The 16926-nt window shown below is 65.5% G+C and carries 16 protein-coding genes; 6 read left to right on the top strand and 10 right to left on the bottom strand.

Annotated features, from left to right (window positions below):
- Window positions 1-356 (top strand): IS66 family transposase (locus tag BLT64_RS23185; protein ID WP_139171652.1); only part of this gene is annotated, 356 nt, incomplete at its 5' end.
- Between the two features lie 207 nt (window positions 357-563).
- Here the strand turns inward: BLT64_RS23185 and BLT64_RS23180 are convergent.
- Together BLT64_RS23180 and BLT64_RS23175 are read right to left on the bottom strand one after the other, a co-directional pair.
- Entirely contained in the window at window positions 564-839 is a 276-nt protein-coding gene (locus BLT64_RS23180; RefSeq protein WP_011749829.1) for a type II toxin-antitoxin system RelE/ParE family toxin, read from the bottom strand.
- The gene (locus BLT64_RS23175) at window positions 832-1149 is read right to left on the bottom strand and encodes a type II toxin-antitoxin system RelB/DinJ family antitoxin (RefSeq protein ID WP_428833723.1); all 318 of its coding nucleotides are present in this window, start codon (window positions 1147-1149) and stop codon (window positions 832-834) included. The genes BLT64_RS23180 and BLT64_RS23175 overlap by 8 nt, the downstream gene beginning before the upstream one ends.
- A gap of 862 nt (window positions 1150-2011) precedes the next feature.
- On the opposite strand from BLT64_RS23175, the gene BLT64_RS23170 reads away from it, so the two are divergent.
- From BLT64_RS23170 to BLT64_RS23160, 3 genes are all read left to right on the top strand, one after another.
- Window positions 2012-3376, top strand: a complete 1365-nt coding sequence (locus BLT64_RS23170) for a metal-dependent hydrolase family protein (RefSeq protein ID WP_232290604.1) — start codon at window positions 2012-2014, stop codon at window positions 3374-3376.
- A gap of 11 nt (window positions 3377-3387) precedes the next feature.
- On the top strand, window positions 3388-4113 hold the full coding sequence (locus BLT64_RS23165; protein ID WP_011749824.1) for an outer membrane beta-barrel protein: 726 nt from the start codon (window positions 3388-3390) through the stop codon (window positions 4111-4113).
- 186 nt (window positions 4114-4299) lie between these two features.
- Window positions 4300-5391, top strand: a complete 1092-nt coding sequence (locus tag BLT64_RS23160) for a transglutaminase-like domain-containing protein (protein WP_011749823.1) — start codon at window positions 4300-4302, stop codon at window positions 5389-5391.
- 185 nt (window positions 5392-5576) lie between these two features.
- Here the strand turns inward: BLT64_RS23160 and eutH are convergent, their stop codons facing one another.
- The 3 genes from eutH to BLT64_RS23145 form a co-directional block, all read right to left on the bottom strand.
- Window positions 5577-6773, bottom strand: a complete 1197-nt coding sequence (eutH, locus tag BLT64_RS23155) for an ethanolamine utilization protein EutH (RefSeq protein WP_011749822.1) — start codon at window positions 6771-6773, stop codon at window positions 5577-5579.
- A gap of 64 nt (window positions 6774-6837) precedes the next feature.
- The gene (locus tag BLT64_RS23150) at window positions 6838-8109 is read right to left on the bottom strand and encodes a D-arabinono-1,4-lactone oxidase (protein WP_011749821.1); all 1272 of its coding nucleotides are present in this window, start codon (window positions 8107-8109) and stop codon (window positions 6838-6840) included.
- A 27-nt stretch (window positions 8110-8136) separates the two neighbouring features.
- Window positions 8137-8904: an SDR family NAD(P)-dependent oxidoreductase gene (locus BLT64_RS23145; RefSeq protein WP_041530588.1), complete on the bottom strand. Its 768-nt coding sequence runs from the start codon at window positions 8902-8904 to the stop codon at window positions 8137-8139.
- Window positions 8905-9034: 130 nt separating this feature from the next.
- Here BLT64_RS23145 and BLT64_RS23140 point away from each other — a divergent pair, with 130 nt between their 5' ends.
- Complete coding sequence (locus BLT64_RS23140) at window positions 9035-9826, top strand: helix-turn-helix transcriptional regulator (protein WP_011749819.1); 792 nt, start codon at window positions 9035-9037, stop codon at window positions 9824-9826.
- 157 nt (window positions 9827-9983) lie between these two features.
- Window positions 9984-10364: a DUF6180 family protein gene (locus BLT64_RS23135; RefSeq protein ID WP_011749818.1), complete on the top strand. Its 381-nt coding sequence runs from the start codon at window positions 9984-9986 to the stop codon at window positions 10362-10364.
- Window positions 10365-10456: 92 nt separating this feature from the next.
- On the opposite strand, the gene BLT64_RS23130 is transcribed toward BLT64_RS23135, so the two are convergent.
- Genes BLT64_RS23130 through BLT64_RS23110 form a run of 5 tightly spaced genes read right to left on the bottom strand, consistent with a single transcriptional unit; the run spans window position 10457 to window position 16920 of the window.
- Window positions 10457-11215 carry an SDR family NAD(P)-dependent oxidoreductase gene (locus BLT64_RS23130; protein WP_011749817.1) on the bottom strand — a complete coding sequence of 253 codons (759 nt, stop codon included), beginning with the start codon at window positions 11213-11215 and terminating at the stop codon, window positions 10457-10459.
- A complete protein-coding gene (gene hisD / locus BLT64_RS23125; protein ID WP_011749816.1) occupies window positions 11212-12522 on the bottom strand; it encodes a histidinol dehydrogenase in 1311 nt (436 codons plus the stop codon). Before hisD ends, BLT64_RS23130 begins: the two co-directional genes overlap by 4 nt.
- A 10-nt stretch (window positions 12523-12532) precedes the next feature.
- Entirely contained in the window at window positions 12533-13465 is a 933-nt protein-coding gene (gene kce, locus BLT64_RS23120; RefSeq protein WP_011749815.1) for a 3,5-dioxohexanoate:acetyl-CoA acetone transferase, read from the bottom strand.
- An 18-nt stretch (window positions 13466-13483) separates the two neighbouring features.
- On the bottom strand, window positions 13484-14419 hold the full coding sequence (locus BLT64_RS23115; RefSeq protein ID WP_011749814.1) for a 3-hydroxyacyl-CoA dehydrogenase: 936 nt from the start codon (window positions 14417-14419) through the stop codon (window positions 13484-13486).
- 8 nt (window positions 14420-14427) lie between these two features.
- Entirely contained in the window at window positions 14428-16920 is a 2493-nt protein-coding gene (locus BLT64_RS23110) for a branched-chain amino acid ABC transporter ATP-binding protein/permease (protein WP_198140545.1), read from the bottom strand.
- Window positions 16921-16926 lie beyond the last annotated feature (6 nt).

Below are 16926 nucleotides of genomic sequence, written 5' to 3'. Positions count from 1 at the left end.
GCTGGCTCGCCCTGCAACTCACCACGGTCTCAGGCAAATCCCCGCTTGCTTCGGCCATCCGCTATGCCCTGGCCCGCATGGAACGCATGCGCCCCTATCTCGACCACGGCATCCTCGAACTGGACAACAACGTCGCCGAACGAGGCGTGCGTGCTGTCGCCCTCGGCCGCAAGAACTACCTCTTCGTCGGCTCCGAAGCAGGCGGCAAGGCCGCCGCCATCGCCTATACGCTGATCGAAACGGCCAAGCTCAACGCCATTGATCCCCACGCCTGGCTCGCCGACACCCTGGCCCGCATCCCAGACTACAAGATCACAAAGGTCGATGACCTGCTGCCTTGGAAATGGCGCGGGTAGCGGTCAGAGCGGACGGTTACGACGCAGCGGGCTTACTCTCTCCTCTGTCATGGGAACCTCCTGTCTGATGATTGAGAGGTCCCAATCGTCAGGCAGGATCGTCCATTCCCAAATGCACGATGGTCAGATCAGCGCGCAACCTTCACCACAGGCACCATTGCCGCGCGAGCGGCTTCGTCCTCGGGCCGTCTTTGCCACCTTTGCCTCTCACGGCCACATCTGCGCCGCATGCAAGACCCGCAGGATCACCAGCGCTCCCCCGACCTCAGCATAGACCACAAGATAGTTAGGCCGGACGACCATTTCGCGTGTCCCTGTCACCCTGCCCGGCCGATACGCTCTAAGCCGATCAGGCAACTTGCCAACCTTTGCCTCGATCTCATCCAGCAGCGCAAGTGCCGCTGTCGGATTGTCATCGGCGATGTACTCGAAGATCGAACGCAGGTCCTCGCGCGCGGCTTGCCGCCATTCCACCTCAGGCACGGCGCTTCCGCTCGATCAGTTCGCGCATTTCCGCCATGATATCGACATGCGGGATGGTCGGCTGGTCATCCTCAAGCGCTTCGCGAACCTTGGCGCGGAACCACGCGTCATAGACGTCCGGGTCGGCTGTCAAACCGGCCGGCAACCCGCCCTCCCGCGCAACGCGGGTCAACAGGATGCGAACCGCATCCGACAGGGTCAGGCCGACGCCAGCCAGCGCCTCAGCAGCTTGGGCCTTGAGTTGGTCGTCCACGCGGACGTGCAGCATCGAAGTTTGTGCGGGCATGGTGGCCTCCTGTGCTTTCAGCATTGTATCTCAAATGAGATCCAGAAGCAAGGCATGGTCACCATCCGGTCACCCGCACCGGATTCGACCAGATTGCACGATCTTCGACGCCTTTGCACCTTCGCGCCGCCCGGCAGCCCGCTTCCCCGACGCCTCGCATCCTGCACTTTCATGCAGTCTCATGTCATCTCCTGCAATGGGGTGACAATTCAATTTCTGGCTTCACATCGAAGATGTCAGCGGTTCAAATCCGTTATCGCCCACCATGATTCCAAAGGCGCTAAGGCAGGTTCAACAACCCCTTAGCGCCTTTTTCATGTCTCTCCCGACATCTTGTCACCCTTTCCGAAGATGCCAGCGGTCACCGCTGTAGCATGACACGAAGTCTTGCAGGGCGTGACAGGAATATTTGCAGCACGATTATTGCCCTTCACCCCGCCGCCGAGAGCCTCACGGCGACCTCTGCGCTTCGAACCCAAGCTTTGCCCCCTGATGCTTCGTCAAACTGTTCGCCGAGCTTGACAATACGGCAAGACATCCACCGCCTGCCCAAGCGCGGAGTGGCGACCTGCCCTGCACCCGGCACGGATCGGGCCGAATACTCGGCCACAAGGCAACAACGCCGTCAACAAGAACGACAAGCAATCCTCCTACGCATCGTGGAAACAAGCCAGCAGATCTTCCCCGCCATGCGCGATCATCAAGCCAGCGTGTCCTCCGGCGGTCGATATTCGGCTGTGACAATGGCCATCACGTGTCCTATAGATTGTTTCGGATAGGTTTTTTTCAGAAGGAACAAGGCATGTGCCAGAGCTGTCTTGAGGCCATATCCGACACCGGCAGGTTGCATTTTTGTCATTGCGGCAGCCCCGAGACACTGGCCGCCATGCGCAAAATCGAAGCGGACATCTCGCGGCGGCAAATGCTGGGCGGAATGGCGGCGGTGGTCGGCATGTTCGCTGGCTTCGGCCTTGCTCCCACCGAGGTGCGGGCGCAGGCCTCCGGCATCCCCGTCCTGCTGACCAACCTGCGCCTCTTCGACGGCACCACCTTGACGCTGCGCGACGGCGTCGAAATCCTGATCGAGGGCGGGCGCATCTCGGCACTGCCCGCCCCGGGACAGGGGCCGGCCGAGGCCGAACGGATCGATTGCGGCGGGCGCACCGTCATTCCCGGCCTGATCGACACCCATTGGCATACGACGCTGGCCTCGGTCAGCCAGATCGTCGCGATGACGCAGGATATCGGCTTCCTGCACCTGATGGCGGGGAAAGAGGCCGGTGCCACGCTCCAGCGCGGGTTTACCACGGTGCGCGACGTCGGCGGCCCGGCCTTCGGCCTGCAGGCCGCAGTGGATCGCGGCGTGGTCGCGGGACCGCGCATCTTCCCGGCCGGTGCGATCATCAGCCAGACCTCGGGCCATGGCGACTTCCGCTTCCAGAACAGCCTGCCGATGATGCCCGCCGACCCGGCGGATTACGCCAGCGCCGCCGGCATGTCGGCGCTGGCCGATGGCGTGCCCGAGGTGCTGCGCCGCACGCGCGAACAGCTGATGAAGGGCGCGAGCCAGATCAAGATCACCGCCGGCGGCGGCGTCGCATCGCAATACGACCCGCTGGAATCGCTGCAATTCACCGAGGCCGAGATGCGCGCGGCGGTGGATGCCGCCAGCGACTGGGGCACCTATGTCTGCGCCCATGTCTATACTTCGGCGGGGATCCAGCGCTGCATCAAGGCAGGGGTCAAATCCATCGAGCACGGGCAACTCGCGGATGAGGACACCGTGCGGATGATGGCCGATAACGGCACCTGGTGGTCCATCCAGCCCTTCCTCGCCGATGAGGACGCCAACAAATACACCGATCCCAAGGCCGTCGCGGCACAGAAGATGGTGGCCGAGGGGACGATGCGCGCCTTCGAATGGGCCGACAAGCATCGGGTGAACTGGGCCTTCGGCACCGACATCCTTTATGGCGGCGGCGAAAGCCAGGGACGGCAACTGACCAAGCTGGCGCGCTTCATGTCGCCGCTGGCGGCGCTGCATCGCGCCACCGGGGCGGCGGGCGAGCTTCTGACCCTTTCCGGCGGCCGGGCGCCCTATGACGGCAGGCTTGGGGTAATCGCCGAGGGCGCGCTTGCCGATCTGCTGGTCATCGATGGCGATGCCGAGGCCGGGCTGGACTGGCTGGCCGATACCGACAATCTGCGACTGATCATGAAGGGCGGTCGCATGTTCAAGAACAGCCTGTGAAGGAGAGAAAGATGATCCGCAATCTGATGGCCGCCACCGCCGTTGCCGTTATGGGCTCGCTTCCTGTCCTGGCCCAGGACTGGTCGGGCCAGGTCACGCCCTATGTCTGGGCGGCGGGCCTTGGCGGGGATGTCACCCCGATGACCGGAGCGCCGACGCTTTCCTTGGACAAATCCATTTCCGAGGTGCTGGAGGACACGGATGGCGCGTTCTTCCTGTCGGGCTATGCGCGGCGCGACCGTCTGGTCCTCATGGGCGATTTCAGCTGGTCCTCCAGCTCCAAATCCGGGACCGTCCCGCCGGGCCTTCCGGCCGAGGGCAAGCTCAAGCAGCGCTCGCTGACCCTGCTGGCGGGCTGGCGGGCGGTCGAGAACCAGCAGTTCACGCTGGATCTTCTGGGCGGCGCCCGGGCCTGGAGCGTCAAGAGCAGCGTCACCGTGGCCGGCGGCGCGATGCAGGCCTCGCCGGGCAAGGATTTCGTCGATCCGATCCTGGCGGCGCGGGCGAATATCGCGCTGGCACCGCAGTGGTCGGCCATCCTCTATGCCGATATCGGCGGCTTCGGGGCCGGCTCGGAAAACACCAGCCAGATCCTCGCGACGGTCAACTACCAGGTCAATGACAATCTCTGGGTCTCGGCCGGCTATCGCCAGCTCAGTGTCGATTACCGCAGCGGCGGCACGGCGGTGGACGTGACCATGGCCGGGCCGCTGCTGGGCGCCACCTGGCGTTTCTGAGCAAGGATCGTCGCGATGCCCTGCCATCTCGCCCTCAGGCTGCTTTCTGCGCCGCGCCCATCCGTATCCTTTGCGCCGAAAGCGGGCGCCCGAATTTCTTGAGCGGGAGGCCGTTCGGTCCTAACATGACCCGGTGCGGCAGGCCCGCCCTGCCTTGCGTATTTCAGCCACGCAAAGGATCGGACCATGACAGTTCAGCCTCGACGCAGCTTCCTGAAACTCGCTTTCGCCGCCGGGCTCGTTCCCGTCCTGGGGCTGTCTCGCCCCGCCTTCGCGGCTGAACCGCGCCGCTTCGCGCCGCAGCCCGGCGACTGGCAGCACCATCGGATCGTCACGCGGATAGCCCTGCCGGGCGGCAAGCCCGCGCAGGTCTGGCTGCCCGTGCCCTCGCTTGAAACGGATTACCAGCGCAGCCTGTCCAACGATTTTACCGGCAATGCGACCAGCGCACGGATCGTCACCGATCCGGGTGGCGCGGCCTATCTTCATGCACGTTTCGACGGAAGCGTGCCTGCGGAATTGCAGCTGACCAGCAGCTTTCAGACCCGCAACCGCACCATCGACTGGCAGAACCCGACGAACCCGGCCGAGGATGCCGCCGTGCTGCAAGCCGCGCTGCGCCCGACGGGCAACAAGCCGCTTGACGGCATCGTCGCGCAGCGCGCCGCCGAAATCACCGCGGGCGCCACGACGGATGTGGACAAGGTGCGCGCGATCTATGCCTGGATCGTCGCGCATTGCTATCGCAACCTCGACACGCCGGGCTGCGGGCCGGGCGATACGGTGGCCACGCTGACCAGCGCCGGGCTGGGCGGCAAATGCGCCGACCTGAACGGGCTTTTCGTGGCGCTGGCCCGCGCCTCGGGTGTGCCGGCCCGCGACATCTACGGCATCCGCGTCGCCCCGTCGGAATTCGGCTTCAAGCAGCTTGGCGCAAACAGCGCCGCCATCTCTGGCGCACAGCATTGCCGGGCCGAAGTCTGGCTGTCCGCCTATGGCTGGGTCGCGATGGACCCCGCCGATGTGCTGAAGGTCATGCGCGCCGAGACCGAGACCTGGATCAAGGACCCGACCGATCCGGTCGTGACGCAGGTCAACGACGCCTTGTTCGGTAATTGGGAGGGCAACTGGGTCGGATACAACACGGCCGAGGACGTGACGCTTCAGGGCACCGATCACGCCCTGCCCTTCCTGATGTATCCGCAGGGCGAAATCGCCGGGCAAAGACTGGACGAACTGGACGCCGGCGCCTTCGTCTACGAGATCACGACCGCCTGACCCCTTCCCCGGCTGAGCGCCCCGCGGCCATGATCGGCGGCGCGTTCGGTCGAGGCAAGGCCCAAACGATCGTTCCGGGCGTTGCCCGCATCCGCACCGGAAAAACGGCGAATGCGGCACTGCTGGGCTCCCTTCGTCGGCGCCCGCCGTGATTGCGCCCGCCGCCGGGAAGGGTTCGGTATCGATCAGGTCTTTGCCGCGCTCTCCGCAATTCGGGCCGGGCTCTGGATCCTGGCTGCAATCGCAAAGCCCGCAACGCCGCCCGCCAGCTTGCCCAGCAGCAGCGGCAGGATGATGGTCGGCTGGAAGTTGGCCGAGAAAGCCAGGTGATCGCCGAACATGAAGGCACCGCAGACCGCAAAGGAAATCACCAGCACCTTGTCCCGAGGCGGCATGTCCTTGACCAGCCGGAACATCGCCAGCACGTTCGCCGCCGCTGCCAGCAGCCCCGCCGTGCCCGAGGGCGACAAGCCCAGCCGGGCGCCAAGCCATTGCATCGGCCGTTGCAGAAAGCGGTTCATCAGATAGACCATCGGGAACGCACCGCACAGCATGATGCCGATATACCCCGCGATCTCCAGCGCGCGGAACTGGTCCTCGGCATCGGCGATGATCGGGGCGAAACCCCAGCGACCGAAGACCGAGGTGAAGAAGCCGGTGAAATACTCGACGATCGAGAACACCAGCACCAGCGTGATCGCGGCATACATGACCCGGCCGAAACCGAGGAACAGCCGGATCATCATCCGCGGGAAAAGCTTCAGGCAGGTCGCCAGCACAAGGCAGAAGACGATCAGCGGTGCGATGTTGCGCATGACCTGAGCGATGTTCATCGCAAGGGCGTAGCTGGCCTCTCCGGTCGCGGCGATCTCGGGGCGGATCGCGATCCCCATGACCCCCAGCGCAAGGCAGGACACCAGCACCCCGATCGGAATCGCCAGCACGCCGCACATGATGCCGACGGCCATGTATTGATGATCCTCTTTCTCCAGCATGGCGAGCCCGACGGGGATGCTGAAGATGATCGTGGCCCCGGCCATGAAGCCGGTGATCGAGGCCATGATCCAGCCCTCATGCGTCTGCGCCAGTTCCTTGGCCAGCTGGTAGCCGCCCATGTCCACGGCTATGATCGAGGTCGCGGCCATGGCCGGGTCCGCATCGACCGCCTGGAACAGCGGCCCGATGAACGCGCTGGTAAAAGCCGAGAGATAAGGGATCGAGGCCATGATCCCCGCGACCGGGATGAAGATATAGCCTATGGCGTGAAGTCCGGCGTTGAACTCCTTGCCGAGTGGACTTTCGCTGTCGATGATCGAGGCGATGGCGCCGATCACCGCGCAGACCATGATGATGTAGATGACGAATGTGCCGATATGAGCCATGCGGCTGCTCCCTGTTGAAGGCCGGCCCAGGGTTCTGCGCCCCGGTTCCGGCTGCGGTTGGCGGTCAGCGGAAAAGCTGCGAAAGGTGGTCGTTCAGGTAAAAACCCTGCGGGTCCAGCTTGCGGCGCAGCGCGCGGAAATCGTCGGCGCGGGGATAGATGTCGGTCACGTCCTGCCCGGTCAGGAAATGCATCTTGCCCCAATGCGGCCGGGCGCCGTAGCCGCGCAGGATCTGATCCACGGCGCGCAGGTAGTCCCAGTAATCCTTGCCCGGCTCGCCCGAGACCGAGACGGTCACGCTGTCCTGGCGATGGAACGGGCTCATCCAGGCCTCGTCCCCCGCGGTAAAGCGGTATTCGATGGGATAGATCGCGTCGGGGAATTCCTCCAGCATCAGCCTGCGGACGGCGCGGACCGCATCCTTGCCATGCTCGCGCGGGACCGCATATTCCAGCTCATGGAAGTTCGCGACATATTCGATGGGATAGACATCCGAGCTGTAGGCGACCTTTTCGAACTCGGCCTCGAAGGGTTCCTCGTCGGTGATGTCCATCACCTTCATCTCGCAGACATCCGTGGTGCGGCCCGATTTCGAGGTGGCCGAGGTGTCGGGCAGGCAATAGCAATGCCGGCTTTGCTCGTAGGGGCACCAGAAGAAGCTGAAATGGCGGTGCCTGGCGGCCAGTTCATCGTGCATTTCCATCGCGGATTCGAAATCCTCGCGCCAGATCCTTTCGCGCAGGCGATAGCTGTCGGTCAGTTGCAGCGTCATTTCCGAGATCGCGCCCAGCAGGCCCAGCGACACCCGCCCGGCCAGCAGCAGGTCCGGCGTCGACTCGTCCACGGTGATGATCGAGCCGTCGGGCTGGATCAACTTCATCCCGACAATGGCATCGGCCAGCACCGGCAGCGCAGCCCCCGTGCCATGCGTGCCGGTGGTCAGCGCCCCCGCGATGGCCTGGCTGTCGATATCGCCCTGGTTGATCATCGAAAGCCCCTCGGCCTTCAGCACCTTGACCAGTTCGTTGATCGTGGTCCCGGCCGAGGCGGTGACGCGGCGCCTTTCATGGTCGATATGCTTGACACCCTTCATCTTGGCCAGCGTCAGGTGCAGCCCGCTGGTCAGGGCGACCGGGGTGAAGGAATGCCCCGAACCGGCGACGCGCACGTTCATGCCCTTGCCGGTCGCCCCGGCTATCAGGGCGCAAAGCTCGTCCTCGCTGGCGGGCGCGGCGCGCGCCGCGCGGACGCAGGACTGGTTGCCGACCCAGTTGCGCCAATGCGCATGTTCAAGGCCGAAATCGTTGACGGTCATGCCGTGCGATGAGGTGTTCATGTCGTTAATCCCTGTCGGTCCCTGTTTTCAGATTGCGGTGTAGCCGTTGTCCGCGAACAGATGTGCGCCGTTGACGAAGCTGGCGTCGTCGCTGGCAAGAAACAGCGCCGCCGCGGCGACTTCCTCGGGCTTGCAAAGCCGCCCTTGCGCCTGGGCGATCATGCCTTCGGATACGTCGACGCCCTGCTTGCCCAGCATCTCGATCTCGCGCAGCCCGTGGGCGGTGGCGATGAAGCCCGGGCAGATCGCGTTCGCGCGGATGCCGCGGTCCCGAAACTCGACGGCGATGGCGCGGGCGAACATGTGGCAGGCGCCCTTGCTGGTGCAGTAGAGCACCTCCATCGGCGTGCCGACCACCGCGGAGATCGACGAGGTGCAGATCACGCTGCCGCCGCCCGCCGCGATCATGCCGGGCAGCACGGCCTTCGTGACCAGGAACATGCTTTTCACGTTCACCGCCATCACGCGGTCCCATTCCTCTTCGCCGGTTTCAAGGAAGGGCAGCGCGGCCAGGATGCCGGCATGGTTCATCAGCACGGTGATCGGGCCGAACGCATCCTCGACCGTGGCGACGGCCCGTGCCACCTGCCCCGCATCGGACACATCGGCAGGCGCGAAGATCGCCTGATGGCCGGCCTCGCGCAGGCGCCGGGCTACCTCCTCGCCCTTGGCTCCGGGCAGGTCCACGATGCCCACCTTTGCGCCCTCGGCGGCAAAGCGTTCCGAGGCGGCCAGCCCGCACCCCCCGGCGCCGCCGGTGATCAGGGCGGTCTTTCCCTGCAATCTTGCTGTCACGTCTTCCTCCTTGGTCGGGCTTGCGCGCCCGGCATTTTTCCGTGTGAATGGCCAAGGTCCGGTCTCTCCCATGGCCGGATAGGAGGAAGCCTAGGATGACGGAACGGAAACGCCATATGGCGAAAGTCATATGATCGGGCGTGACCTGGCGCATGCATTGGCCGGTCTGTTCGGCGCGACCGGGACGGACGGATATGGCGCGGCGCTGGATCGGCTGACCCGCATCGGCGCGGATTTCGACATGAGCTGCATCTTCGGCTTCTCGACCTCGAAGCCGCCGGCGGTGATCCACGACGGCTATAGCGAGACGGTGGATCGCCGGGCGCTGCGCTCCTACCTGCGGGGCGCCTATCTTCTGGACCCTTTCTATGCCGCGAGCATCGGCGCGACGGCCGAGGGCCTGTGGCGGATGCGCGATCTGGCGCCCGATGCATATTACGACGCCGAGTTCGCCTGGTCGCAGGAGGTCCATCCCTGCATCTCGGACCAGGCGGGTACGCTGGTCGAGGAGATCGGCTATATCATCCCGCTTTCGGACGGGTTCGCGGCCACCTATTCGCTGATGCGCAATCGCGGCGGCACCTGCTTCGACGAGGCCGAGGCGGCGCGCTTGCAGGAGCTGCTGCCCGTCATTGCAGCCAGCCTGCGCCTGCACTGGAACGTCTCGCAAAACGGGGAACAGGCGGGCGGTCCCGCGCCGGACAGCGAAGAGGTTCTGCGCGCCGCCTTCAGCGCGCTGACGCCCGCCCAGCAGGCGGTGACCAAGCTGATCCTGCGCGGGCACAGCAACATCTCGATTGCCGAGAACCTCGGGATAACCGAGGGCACGGTGAAGCTGCATCGCTACAACATCTACAAGCGGCTTGAAATCTCCAGCCAGGCCGAGCTGTTCCAGCGCTTCATCGATTTCCTCGGCAAATAGCCCGGGCCACGGGGCGCGGCTTACGGCGGCAAACCGGCCGCCTGTCGCCTGAACGGAACATTTCCGCCGATGACCGCCGATAGCCGGTGATCGCCCTCAATATCCCTTCCCCGATGAGGTAGCATCGGCGGCATTTGACGCTCATGGAGATTTTCCAATGACACGTTCCACGCTGCTCCTTGCCTCATTCGTCCTGCTTGGCCCGTCCATTCCCGCTGCGGCGCAGGATGCCGATTTCAGCCTGACCTACCACATCGAGCGCACGCCCGCCGCGCAATTGAGCATCGAGACCTGCGGCAGCACCGTCGCCGATGCCGCGGCACAGGCGGGGTTGCGGGCAGTCAGCCAAAGCTTTCCCGGCCAGCTCGTGACCGTCAGCGGCGGAGCAGAGGGCCGCGGCGCATTCGTCGCCCAGTGCATCGCGGTCGATGACAAGACGGTCAGCGTCGTGCAGGGGATCGACTACCAGCAGGCGAAGGGCGCGATCGGCGACTTTGCCGATCAGGCATTCGCTGCCGTGCAGGCGACGGTTCGCTAGCGGGCCTTTGTCGGCCGGCCAGCGCAGCGCATCTCCGCACTCGTCCCGAGCCGCGGGATAATGCCCAAGATAGCCAGCCCCCTGGGCGGCGGTTATTCGGCCGTCCAGCCGCCATCCAGGATCACGGCGCTGCCGGTCATCAGGGCCGACGCATCGGATGCCAGGTAAAGCGCCGCACCGACGATATCGCCCACCTGCCCCACGCGGCCCAGCTTGATCATGCGCAGGCAATGCTCGCGGAAGGCAGGATCATCGAAATAGGGCCTGGTAAGCGGCGTCTCGATGAAGGTGGGGCAGATCGTGTTCACGCGGATGCGGAAAGGCGAAAGCTCGATGGCGCTGGCCTTGGTCAGCCCCTCGATCCCCCATTTCGTCGCGCAATAGACCGAGCGATCCGCCGCGCCGATATGCCCCATCTGCGAGGACATGTTGATGATCGACCCACCCCGCCCCAGGTCGCGCATCCGCCGCGCCACGCTTTGCAACGCAAAGAAGGCTGCGCGCAGGTTCAGCCCGGCGATGACGTCGAAATCCTCTTCGGTGACATCGACCAGCGGGCGCGGGCGATTGGTGCCGGCGTTGTTGACGAAGATGTCCAGGCGTTCCAACCCATCGGCCAGCGCGCGGAAATCCGCGACATCGGTCACGTCGCAGGGGATGGCGCGAGCCTTGAAGCCTTGCTCGACCAGCGCCTGGGCGACTTCCGCGATCTCGGTCCGGCTGCGGGCACAAAGGACGACCTCGGCCCCCGCCTGTGCATAGACCTCGGCGATGGCGCGCCCGATGCCGCGACCGGCGCCGGTGACCAGCGCGACCCTGCCCTTCAACGAGAAATCGGGAAGCGGGGTCATTGGGCGGCCTCGCCATAGGGAATGTTGTCGCCACCATAGCGGCGCACGCGGATATTGGCCTGTTCGGCATGGCCGACAAAGCCCTCGATCATGCACAGGCGCGAGCAATAGCGGCCGATATCGGCGGCGGCGTCATCCGTCAGGACGCGCTGATAGGTGTGGGTCTTGATGAATTTCCCGACCCAGAGCCCGCCGGTATAACGTCCGGCGCGGCGCGTCGGCAAAGTGTGATTGGTGCCGATCACCTTGTCGCCGTTGGCGACATGGGTGCGCGGGCCAAGGAACAGCGCGCCGTAATCGACCATGCTGTCCAGATACCAGTCGTCGCGGTCGGTCATCACCTGCACATGTTCCGATGCGATCTCGTTGGCGACCTGCAACATCTCTTCATGCGTGTCGCACAGGATCACCTCGCCGTAGTCGCGCCACGACGCGGCGGCGGTGACGGCGGTCGGCAAGATCGCCAGCAGCCGTTCGATCTCGGCCAACGTGCCTTCGGCCAGCGCACGCGAATTCGTCACCAGCACGGCGGGCGAGTTATAGCCGTGTTCGGCCTGGCCCAGCAGATCGGTCGCGCAAAGCTCGGCGTCCACGGTGTCGTCGGCGATCACCATCGTCTCGGTCGGACCGGCGAAAAGATCGATGCCGACGCGCCCGAACAGTTGCCGCTTGGCCTCGGCCACGAAGGCGTTGCCGGGGCCGACCAGCATATCGACGGGGGCGATGGTTTCGGTGCCAAGCGCCATCGCACCGATGGCCTGGATACCGCCGAGGACATAGATCTCATGCGCGCCGGCGAAATGCATGGCGGCGATCACGGCGGCATTGGGCTTGCCCTGAAAGGGCGGGGTCGCGGCGATGATGCGCGGCACGCCCGCGACCGAGGCGGTCAGGATCGACATATGCGCCGAGGCCACCATCGGGAACTTGCCGCCCGGCACATAGCAGCCCACCGCCTGAACGGGGATGTGCTTGTGGCCAAGGACCACGCCCGGCAGGGTCTCGACCTCGACATCCTTCATGGAATCGCGCTGGATCTGGGCAAAGCGGCGCACCTGCGCCTGCGCAAAGCGGATATCCTCGATCTCGCGCGGGGTCAGCGTCGCGATCAGCGCGTCGATCTGATCCTGCGACAGGCGGAAGCTGTCCGGGGCGTAGCCGTCGAATTTCGCCGCCATTTCGCGCACGGCAATGTCGCCGCGCGCGGAAATGTCGGCCAGCGCGGCCTCGACCGTCTCGCGGGTGCGGCGGTCGTCCTCGGCACGGGCCGAGTCGCTGCGGCCGGATTTCAGATAGGTGATGGCCATGATTTTTCCCTTAGAAATTGACCTGATCGCCACCCTTTAGCGCCAGCAGCTCGCGCGCCTCGGCTGGGGTCGCGACCTCAAGGCCCAGCCCCTCGACGATCTGGCGCGCGGCGCGGACCTGCTGGGCGTTGGTTTCCGCCAGACGGCCCTTGCCCGCCCAGAGGTTGTCCTCCAGCCCGACGCGGACATGCCCGCCCATCGCCGCCGACATGGCCGCGATATTGAGCTGGTTGCGCCCGGCGCCCAGCACCGACCAGCGGTAATCCTGGCCGAACAGCCGGTCGGCGGTGCGCTTCATGTGCAGCACGTCGTCGGGATGCGCGCCGATCCCGCCCATCAGGCCAAAGACCGTCTGAATGAACAGCGGCCCCTTGACCAGCCCGCGGTCGTAGAAATGCTTGAGGTTATAAAGATGCGAGGTGTCGTAGCATTCGAACTCGAACCGCGTGCCCCCCGCGCCAAGCGTGGTCATGACATGTTCCACGTCGCCGAAGGTATTGCGGAAGATGATGTCCTTGTTGCCCAGATAATTCCGCTCCCACTGGTGCTTGAGCTGGGATTCGTAGCGGTTGAGCATGGGGAACAGGCCGAAATTCATCGTCCCCATGTTCAGCGAGGCAAGCTCGGGTCGGTAATGCTGCGCGGGCTGGATGCGTTCGGCGATGCTCATGGTCGGCGCGCCGCCGGTGGTGATGTTCAGCACGGCGTCGCTCGCCTGCTTGATCACGCCGAGGATGGGGTTGAACGCCTCGACGCTCTGGTCGGGGCTGCCATCGCCTTCATGGCGGGCGTGCAGGTGGATGACGGCCGCCCCCGCCTCTGCCGCACCGATGGCCGCATCCGTGATTTCCGAGGCCGAGACCGGCAGATAGGGCGACATGGACGGCGTGTGGATCGCACCTGTCACGGCGCAGGTGATGATGACTTTTCCGTTGAGGCTCATGGGTTTGCTCCTGAAAATCTAATGTTGCGGCTGGTCGGCCAGATGGCGGGCCAGCGCGGCAAGGCGCCCGTCGCGCCAGTCCTGCCGGGCGCGGATGGCCTGCGGGGTCGCGGTATCGGGAAAGGCCGAGCCGACGATGGCGGCGGCCTGCGCCGTAAAGGCCTCGTCGCGCGCCGAGGTCTTCGCCAGACCGGCCATCATCCGGCCATAGCGGGCGAGGTAATCCCCCGCACCGCCGGGCGCGTTGAGGTTGATCGTCTCCATCGGGCCCATGAAGGCCCAGCGGCGGCCAAGCCCATGCCGGATGGTGTCGTCAAGCCCCTGCGGATCGACATAGCCCTGCTCGATCAGGCGCAGGCTTTCGGCCAGGACCACCGCTTGCAGGCGGTTGAGGATAAAGCCGTCGATCTCGCGCTTCAGCATGACCGGCACCTGACCGGCGCGGGCATAGATGTCGCGGGCGCGGGCGGTGATCACCGGATCGGTAAAGGGCGCGGGGGCGATCTCGACCACCGGCACCAGATGCGGGGGGTTGACCGGATGGCCGACAAGGCAGCGCGACGCCCCCGGCAGGCCCTCGGCGAAGGCCGAGGCCATCAGCGCCGATGAGCTGGAGGCAAGGATCACCCCCGCCGCCGCCAGCCCGTCCAACCGGGCGAAAAGCTCGCGCTTGATCGCCAGCACCTCGGGGCCGCTTTCCTGCACCAGCTCGGCGCCGTCCAGCGCCCCGGCCAGGTCCGGCACGGCGCGGATGCGCGCGGCGGTGGCGTCGGGATCCGCGCCCGCCTGCCCGAAGGGCGCGGTCTGCGCGACCATCGCGGCGATGTCGCCGTCCAGCCGTTCCAGCACCTGCGGGTCGAGGTCCCAGACCCGCACGTCGAACCCGGCGCGCGCAAAGACAAAGGCCCATGCGCGGCCGATCAGCCCCGCTCCGACAATGGCGATATGAGACATGCGCCCCCCTACATCCACAGCATTTCGCGCCGCAGCTCGATATCTTCGGCGATGCGGCGGGATTCGATTTCATGCAGCACGCGACCGCGCTCCAGCACGATGGTGCGGTCCGAAAGCGCCAGCGCCAGGTCGAGGTTGTGGTCCACGATCACGATCGACAGCCGGTCGCGCAGCTTGTCGAAGGTGCGGAACAGCTGCTCGACCACCGCCGGGGCCAGCCCCTCGAAGGGCTCGTCCAGCAGCAGGACACGGATATCGCCCGACAGCGCGCGGGCGACCGCGGCCATCTGCTGCTCACCCCCCGACATGCTGTCGGCAGGCGTATCCAGTCGCTCGCGCAGCCGGGGGAAGTATTCGAGGATCTCTTCCAGCGACCAATGCGTGCCCTCGCCCGTCTGGCGGCGGATGCGGCCCAGCTCCAGGTTCTCGCGCACGGTCATTCCGGCGAAAAGCCCCCGGCCTTGCGGCACATAGCCGATGCCCAACCGCGCGATCCGGGCGCTGGACAGGCCGGCAAGCTCATGCTCCATCAGCCGGACCGAACCCGAGGACGGCGGCACGATCCCCGTCACCGCCTTCAGCACCGAGGATTTGCCCGCGCCGTTGCGACCCAGCAGCGCCAGGATCTCGCCCTTGTGCAGGTCGAAGCTGACGTCCTGCAGGATGTGGCTCTTGCCGTAATGCAGGTTCACCTTGTCCAGTTGCAGGATCTTTTCCGCCGAGAACTGCCCCTGCCGCGCCGAGGCCGCGACCTCGCTGGTGCCCGAACCGATATAGATGTCGCACACCTCGCGCGAGTTGCGGGCGTCGTCCACCGTGCCGTCGACCAGCACCTTGCCGTCCGCCATGACGGTGACATGGTCGGCAAGCTCGAACACGCGGTCGATGTCATGCTCGACCAGCAACACCGGCAGGCTTTTCGAGACGTCCTTGATCAGCAACCCGACCCGCTCGCGTTCCGCGACCGACAGGCCGGCAAGGGGTTCGTCCGCCAGCAGGATGCGCGGCTCGGTCGCCAGCGCCAGGCCGAGGTCCAGAAGCCGCTGCCCGCCATAGGACAGCGAGCCCGCGCGGGCGTTCTCCATCCCGGCAAGGCCGACCCAGTTGATCATCTCCTCGACCTTTTCATGGACCTGGGCGATGCTGGCGGTCGAACACAACATGTCACTGCGGCTGGGATCGCGGGCCTGGACGGCAAGGCGGATATTCTCGCGCACGGTCAGCTCGGGGAAAAGATTGGTGATCTGGAACGACCGCCCCAGCCCCAGATTCGAGATATGGTCGGCCGACTTGCCGGAAATATCCTGCCCCATGAACGAGACGCCGCCCGCGCTGGTCGGGATGATCCCCGACATCAGGTTGAAGGCCGTGGTCTTGCCCGCCCCGTTGGGCCCCAGAAGCGCGTGAAGCGTGCGATCCCTGACCCGCAGCGAGACATCGTCCACCGCCTTGATCGCATTGAAATGCTTCGAGATCCCTTCCGCCACCAGCACGTCGCCGCCACCGCCGTCGCGTTCCGCGATCGCGCGGGGCAAGGGATAGTCGCCGGTCCTGCGTTCCGCCATGGCGGCGCCGGTCTCGGGCTCGGGAAAGAAGCGGCGGCGAAGCTGCGTCCCGATGCCGATCATGCCTTGGCGCGCAAAGATCACGAAGCCGACGAAGATCAGCCCGAACCAGAGCAGCCAGTTCTCGCTATACATCGACAGGTATTCGCGGAAGAGGATGTAGAACAGCGCCCCCAGCGCCGGTCCCAGATAGCCGCGCATCCCGCCGATGACGACCATCGCCAGCAACTCGCCCGAGAAGATGATCGACATCGGCTCGGCCGAGGTCATGCGGTTCTTGTAAAGCAGCAGTCCCCCCGCAAGCCCGGTGATCGCGGCCGATAGGACAAAGGCTTTCAGCTTGTAGCGGCGCACGTCATAGCCAAGCGCCTGCGCGCGGCCGTCGTTCTCGCGGATGGCTTCGAGGACCGAGCCGAAGGGCGATTGCAGCACCCGCTGAAGCAGCGCGATCACGGCAAAGCCCAGCAGCGCCACGAAGATGTAGAAGCTGAGATTGGCGTCCAGCATCGCGGGACGCTCGATCCCGCCAAGGCCGTTCTCGCCGCCGGTCACGTCGGTCCAGCGGAAGGCAAGCTGGAAGCCCATCGCCGACAGCGCCAGCGTCATCAGCGAGAAATAGACCCCGCGCCGCCGCAGCACCAGAAAGCCGACAAGCGCCGCGATCAGCGCGGTGGCGACCACTCCGACGGTCAGCGACACGGCCATGCTGGCATTGCCCATCGACCGCGCGGTCAGCCCAACAATATAGGCCGCCGTCCCGAACCAGACGCCATGCCCGAACGAGACGAGGCCGGTATAACCCACCAGCACGTTCAGCCCCATCGCGGCCAGGGCATAGATCACCACCTCGACGGCGGAATTCGCGCCCAGCCCGATCCGGCCCAGCAAGACCGGCAGCAGCACCAGCCCTGCCGCCACGATCAGCAGATTCCTCATCGCCGC

This window comes from Paracoccus denitrificans (assembly GCF_900100045.1).
GTDB lineage: Bacteria > Pseudomonadota > Alphaproteobacteria > Rhodobacterales > Rhodobacteraceae > Paracoccus > Paracoccus denitrificans.
The sequence above is the reverse complement of the archived record's forward strand: the minus strand, read 5'-3'. Positions and strand labels throughout refer to the sequence as shown.

What these genes read in the sequence shown, in the direction of transcription:
- BLT64_RS23135 (WP_011749818.1), top strand. Translation starts at nt 9,984, where the DNA reads ATGACACGTTCCACGCTGCTCCTTGCCTCATTCGTCCTGCTTGGCCCG.
- hisD (WP_011749816.1), bottom strand. Translation starts at nt 12,522, where the DNA reads ATGGCCATCACCTATCTGAAATCCGGCCGCAGCGACTCGGCCCGTGCC.
- eutH (WP_011749822.1), bottom strand. Translation starts at nt 6,773, where the DNA reads ATGGCTCATATCGGCACATTCGTCATCTACATCATCATGGTCTGCGCG.
- BLT64_RS23170 (WP_232290604.1), top strand. Translation starts at nt 2,012, where the DNA reads ATGCGCAAAATCGAAGCGGACATCTCGCGGCGGCAAATGCTGGGCGGA.
- BLT64_RS23115 (WP_011749814.1), bottom strand. Translation starts at nt 14,419, where the DNA reads ATGTCTCATATCGCCATTGTCGGAGCGGGGCTGATCGGCCGCGCATGG.
- BLT64_RS23110 (WP_198140545.1), bottom strand. Translation starts at nt 16,920, where the DNA reads ATGAGGAATCTGCTGATCGTGGCGGCAGGGCTGGTGCTGCTGCCGGTC.
- BLT64_RS23130 (WP_011749817.1), bottom strand. Translation starts at nt 11,215, where the DNA reads ATGACCCCGCTTCCCGATTTCTCGTTGAAGGGCAGGGTCGCGCTGGTC.
- BLT64_RS23165 (WP_011749824.1), top strand. Translation starts at nt 3,388, where the DNA reads ATGATCCGCAATCTGATGGCCGCCACCGCCGTTGCCGTTATGGGCTCG.
- BLT64_RS23160 (WP_011749823.1), top strand. Translation starts at nt 4,300, where the DNA reads ATGACAGTTCAGCCTCGACGCAGCTTCCTGAAACTCGCTTTCGCCGCC.
- BLT64_RS23175 (WP_428833723.1), bottom strand. Translation starts at nt 1,149, where the DNA reads ATGCTGAAAGCACAGGAGGCCACCATGCCCGCACAAACTTCGATGCTG.
- kce (WP_011749815.1), bottom strand. Translation starts at nt 13,465, where the DNA reads ATGAGCCTCAACGGAAAAGTCATCATCACCTGCGCCGTGACAGGTGCG.
- BLT64_RS23150 (WP_011749821.1), bottom strand. Translation starts at nt 8,109, where the DNA reads ATGAACACCTCATCGCACGGCATGACCGTCAACGATTTCGGCCTTGAA.
- BLT64_RS23140 (WP_011749819.1), top strand. Translation starts at nt 9,035, where the DNA reads ATGATCGGGCGTGACCTGGCGCATGCATTGGCCGGTCTGTTCGGCGCG.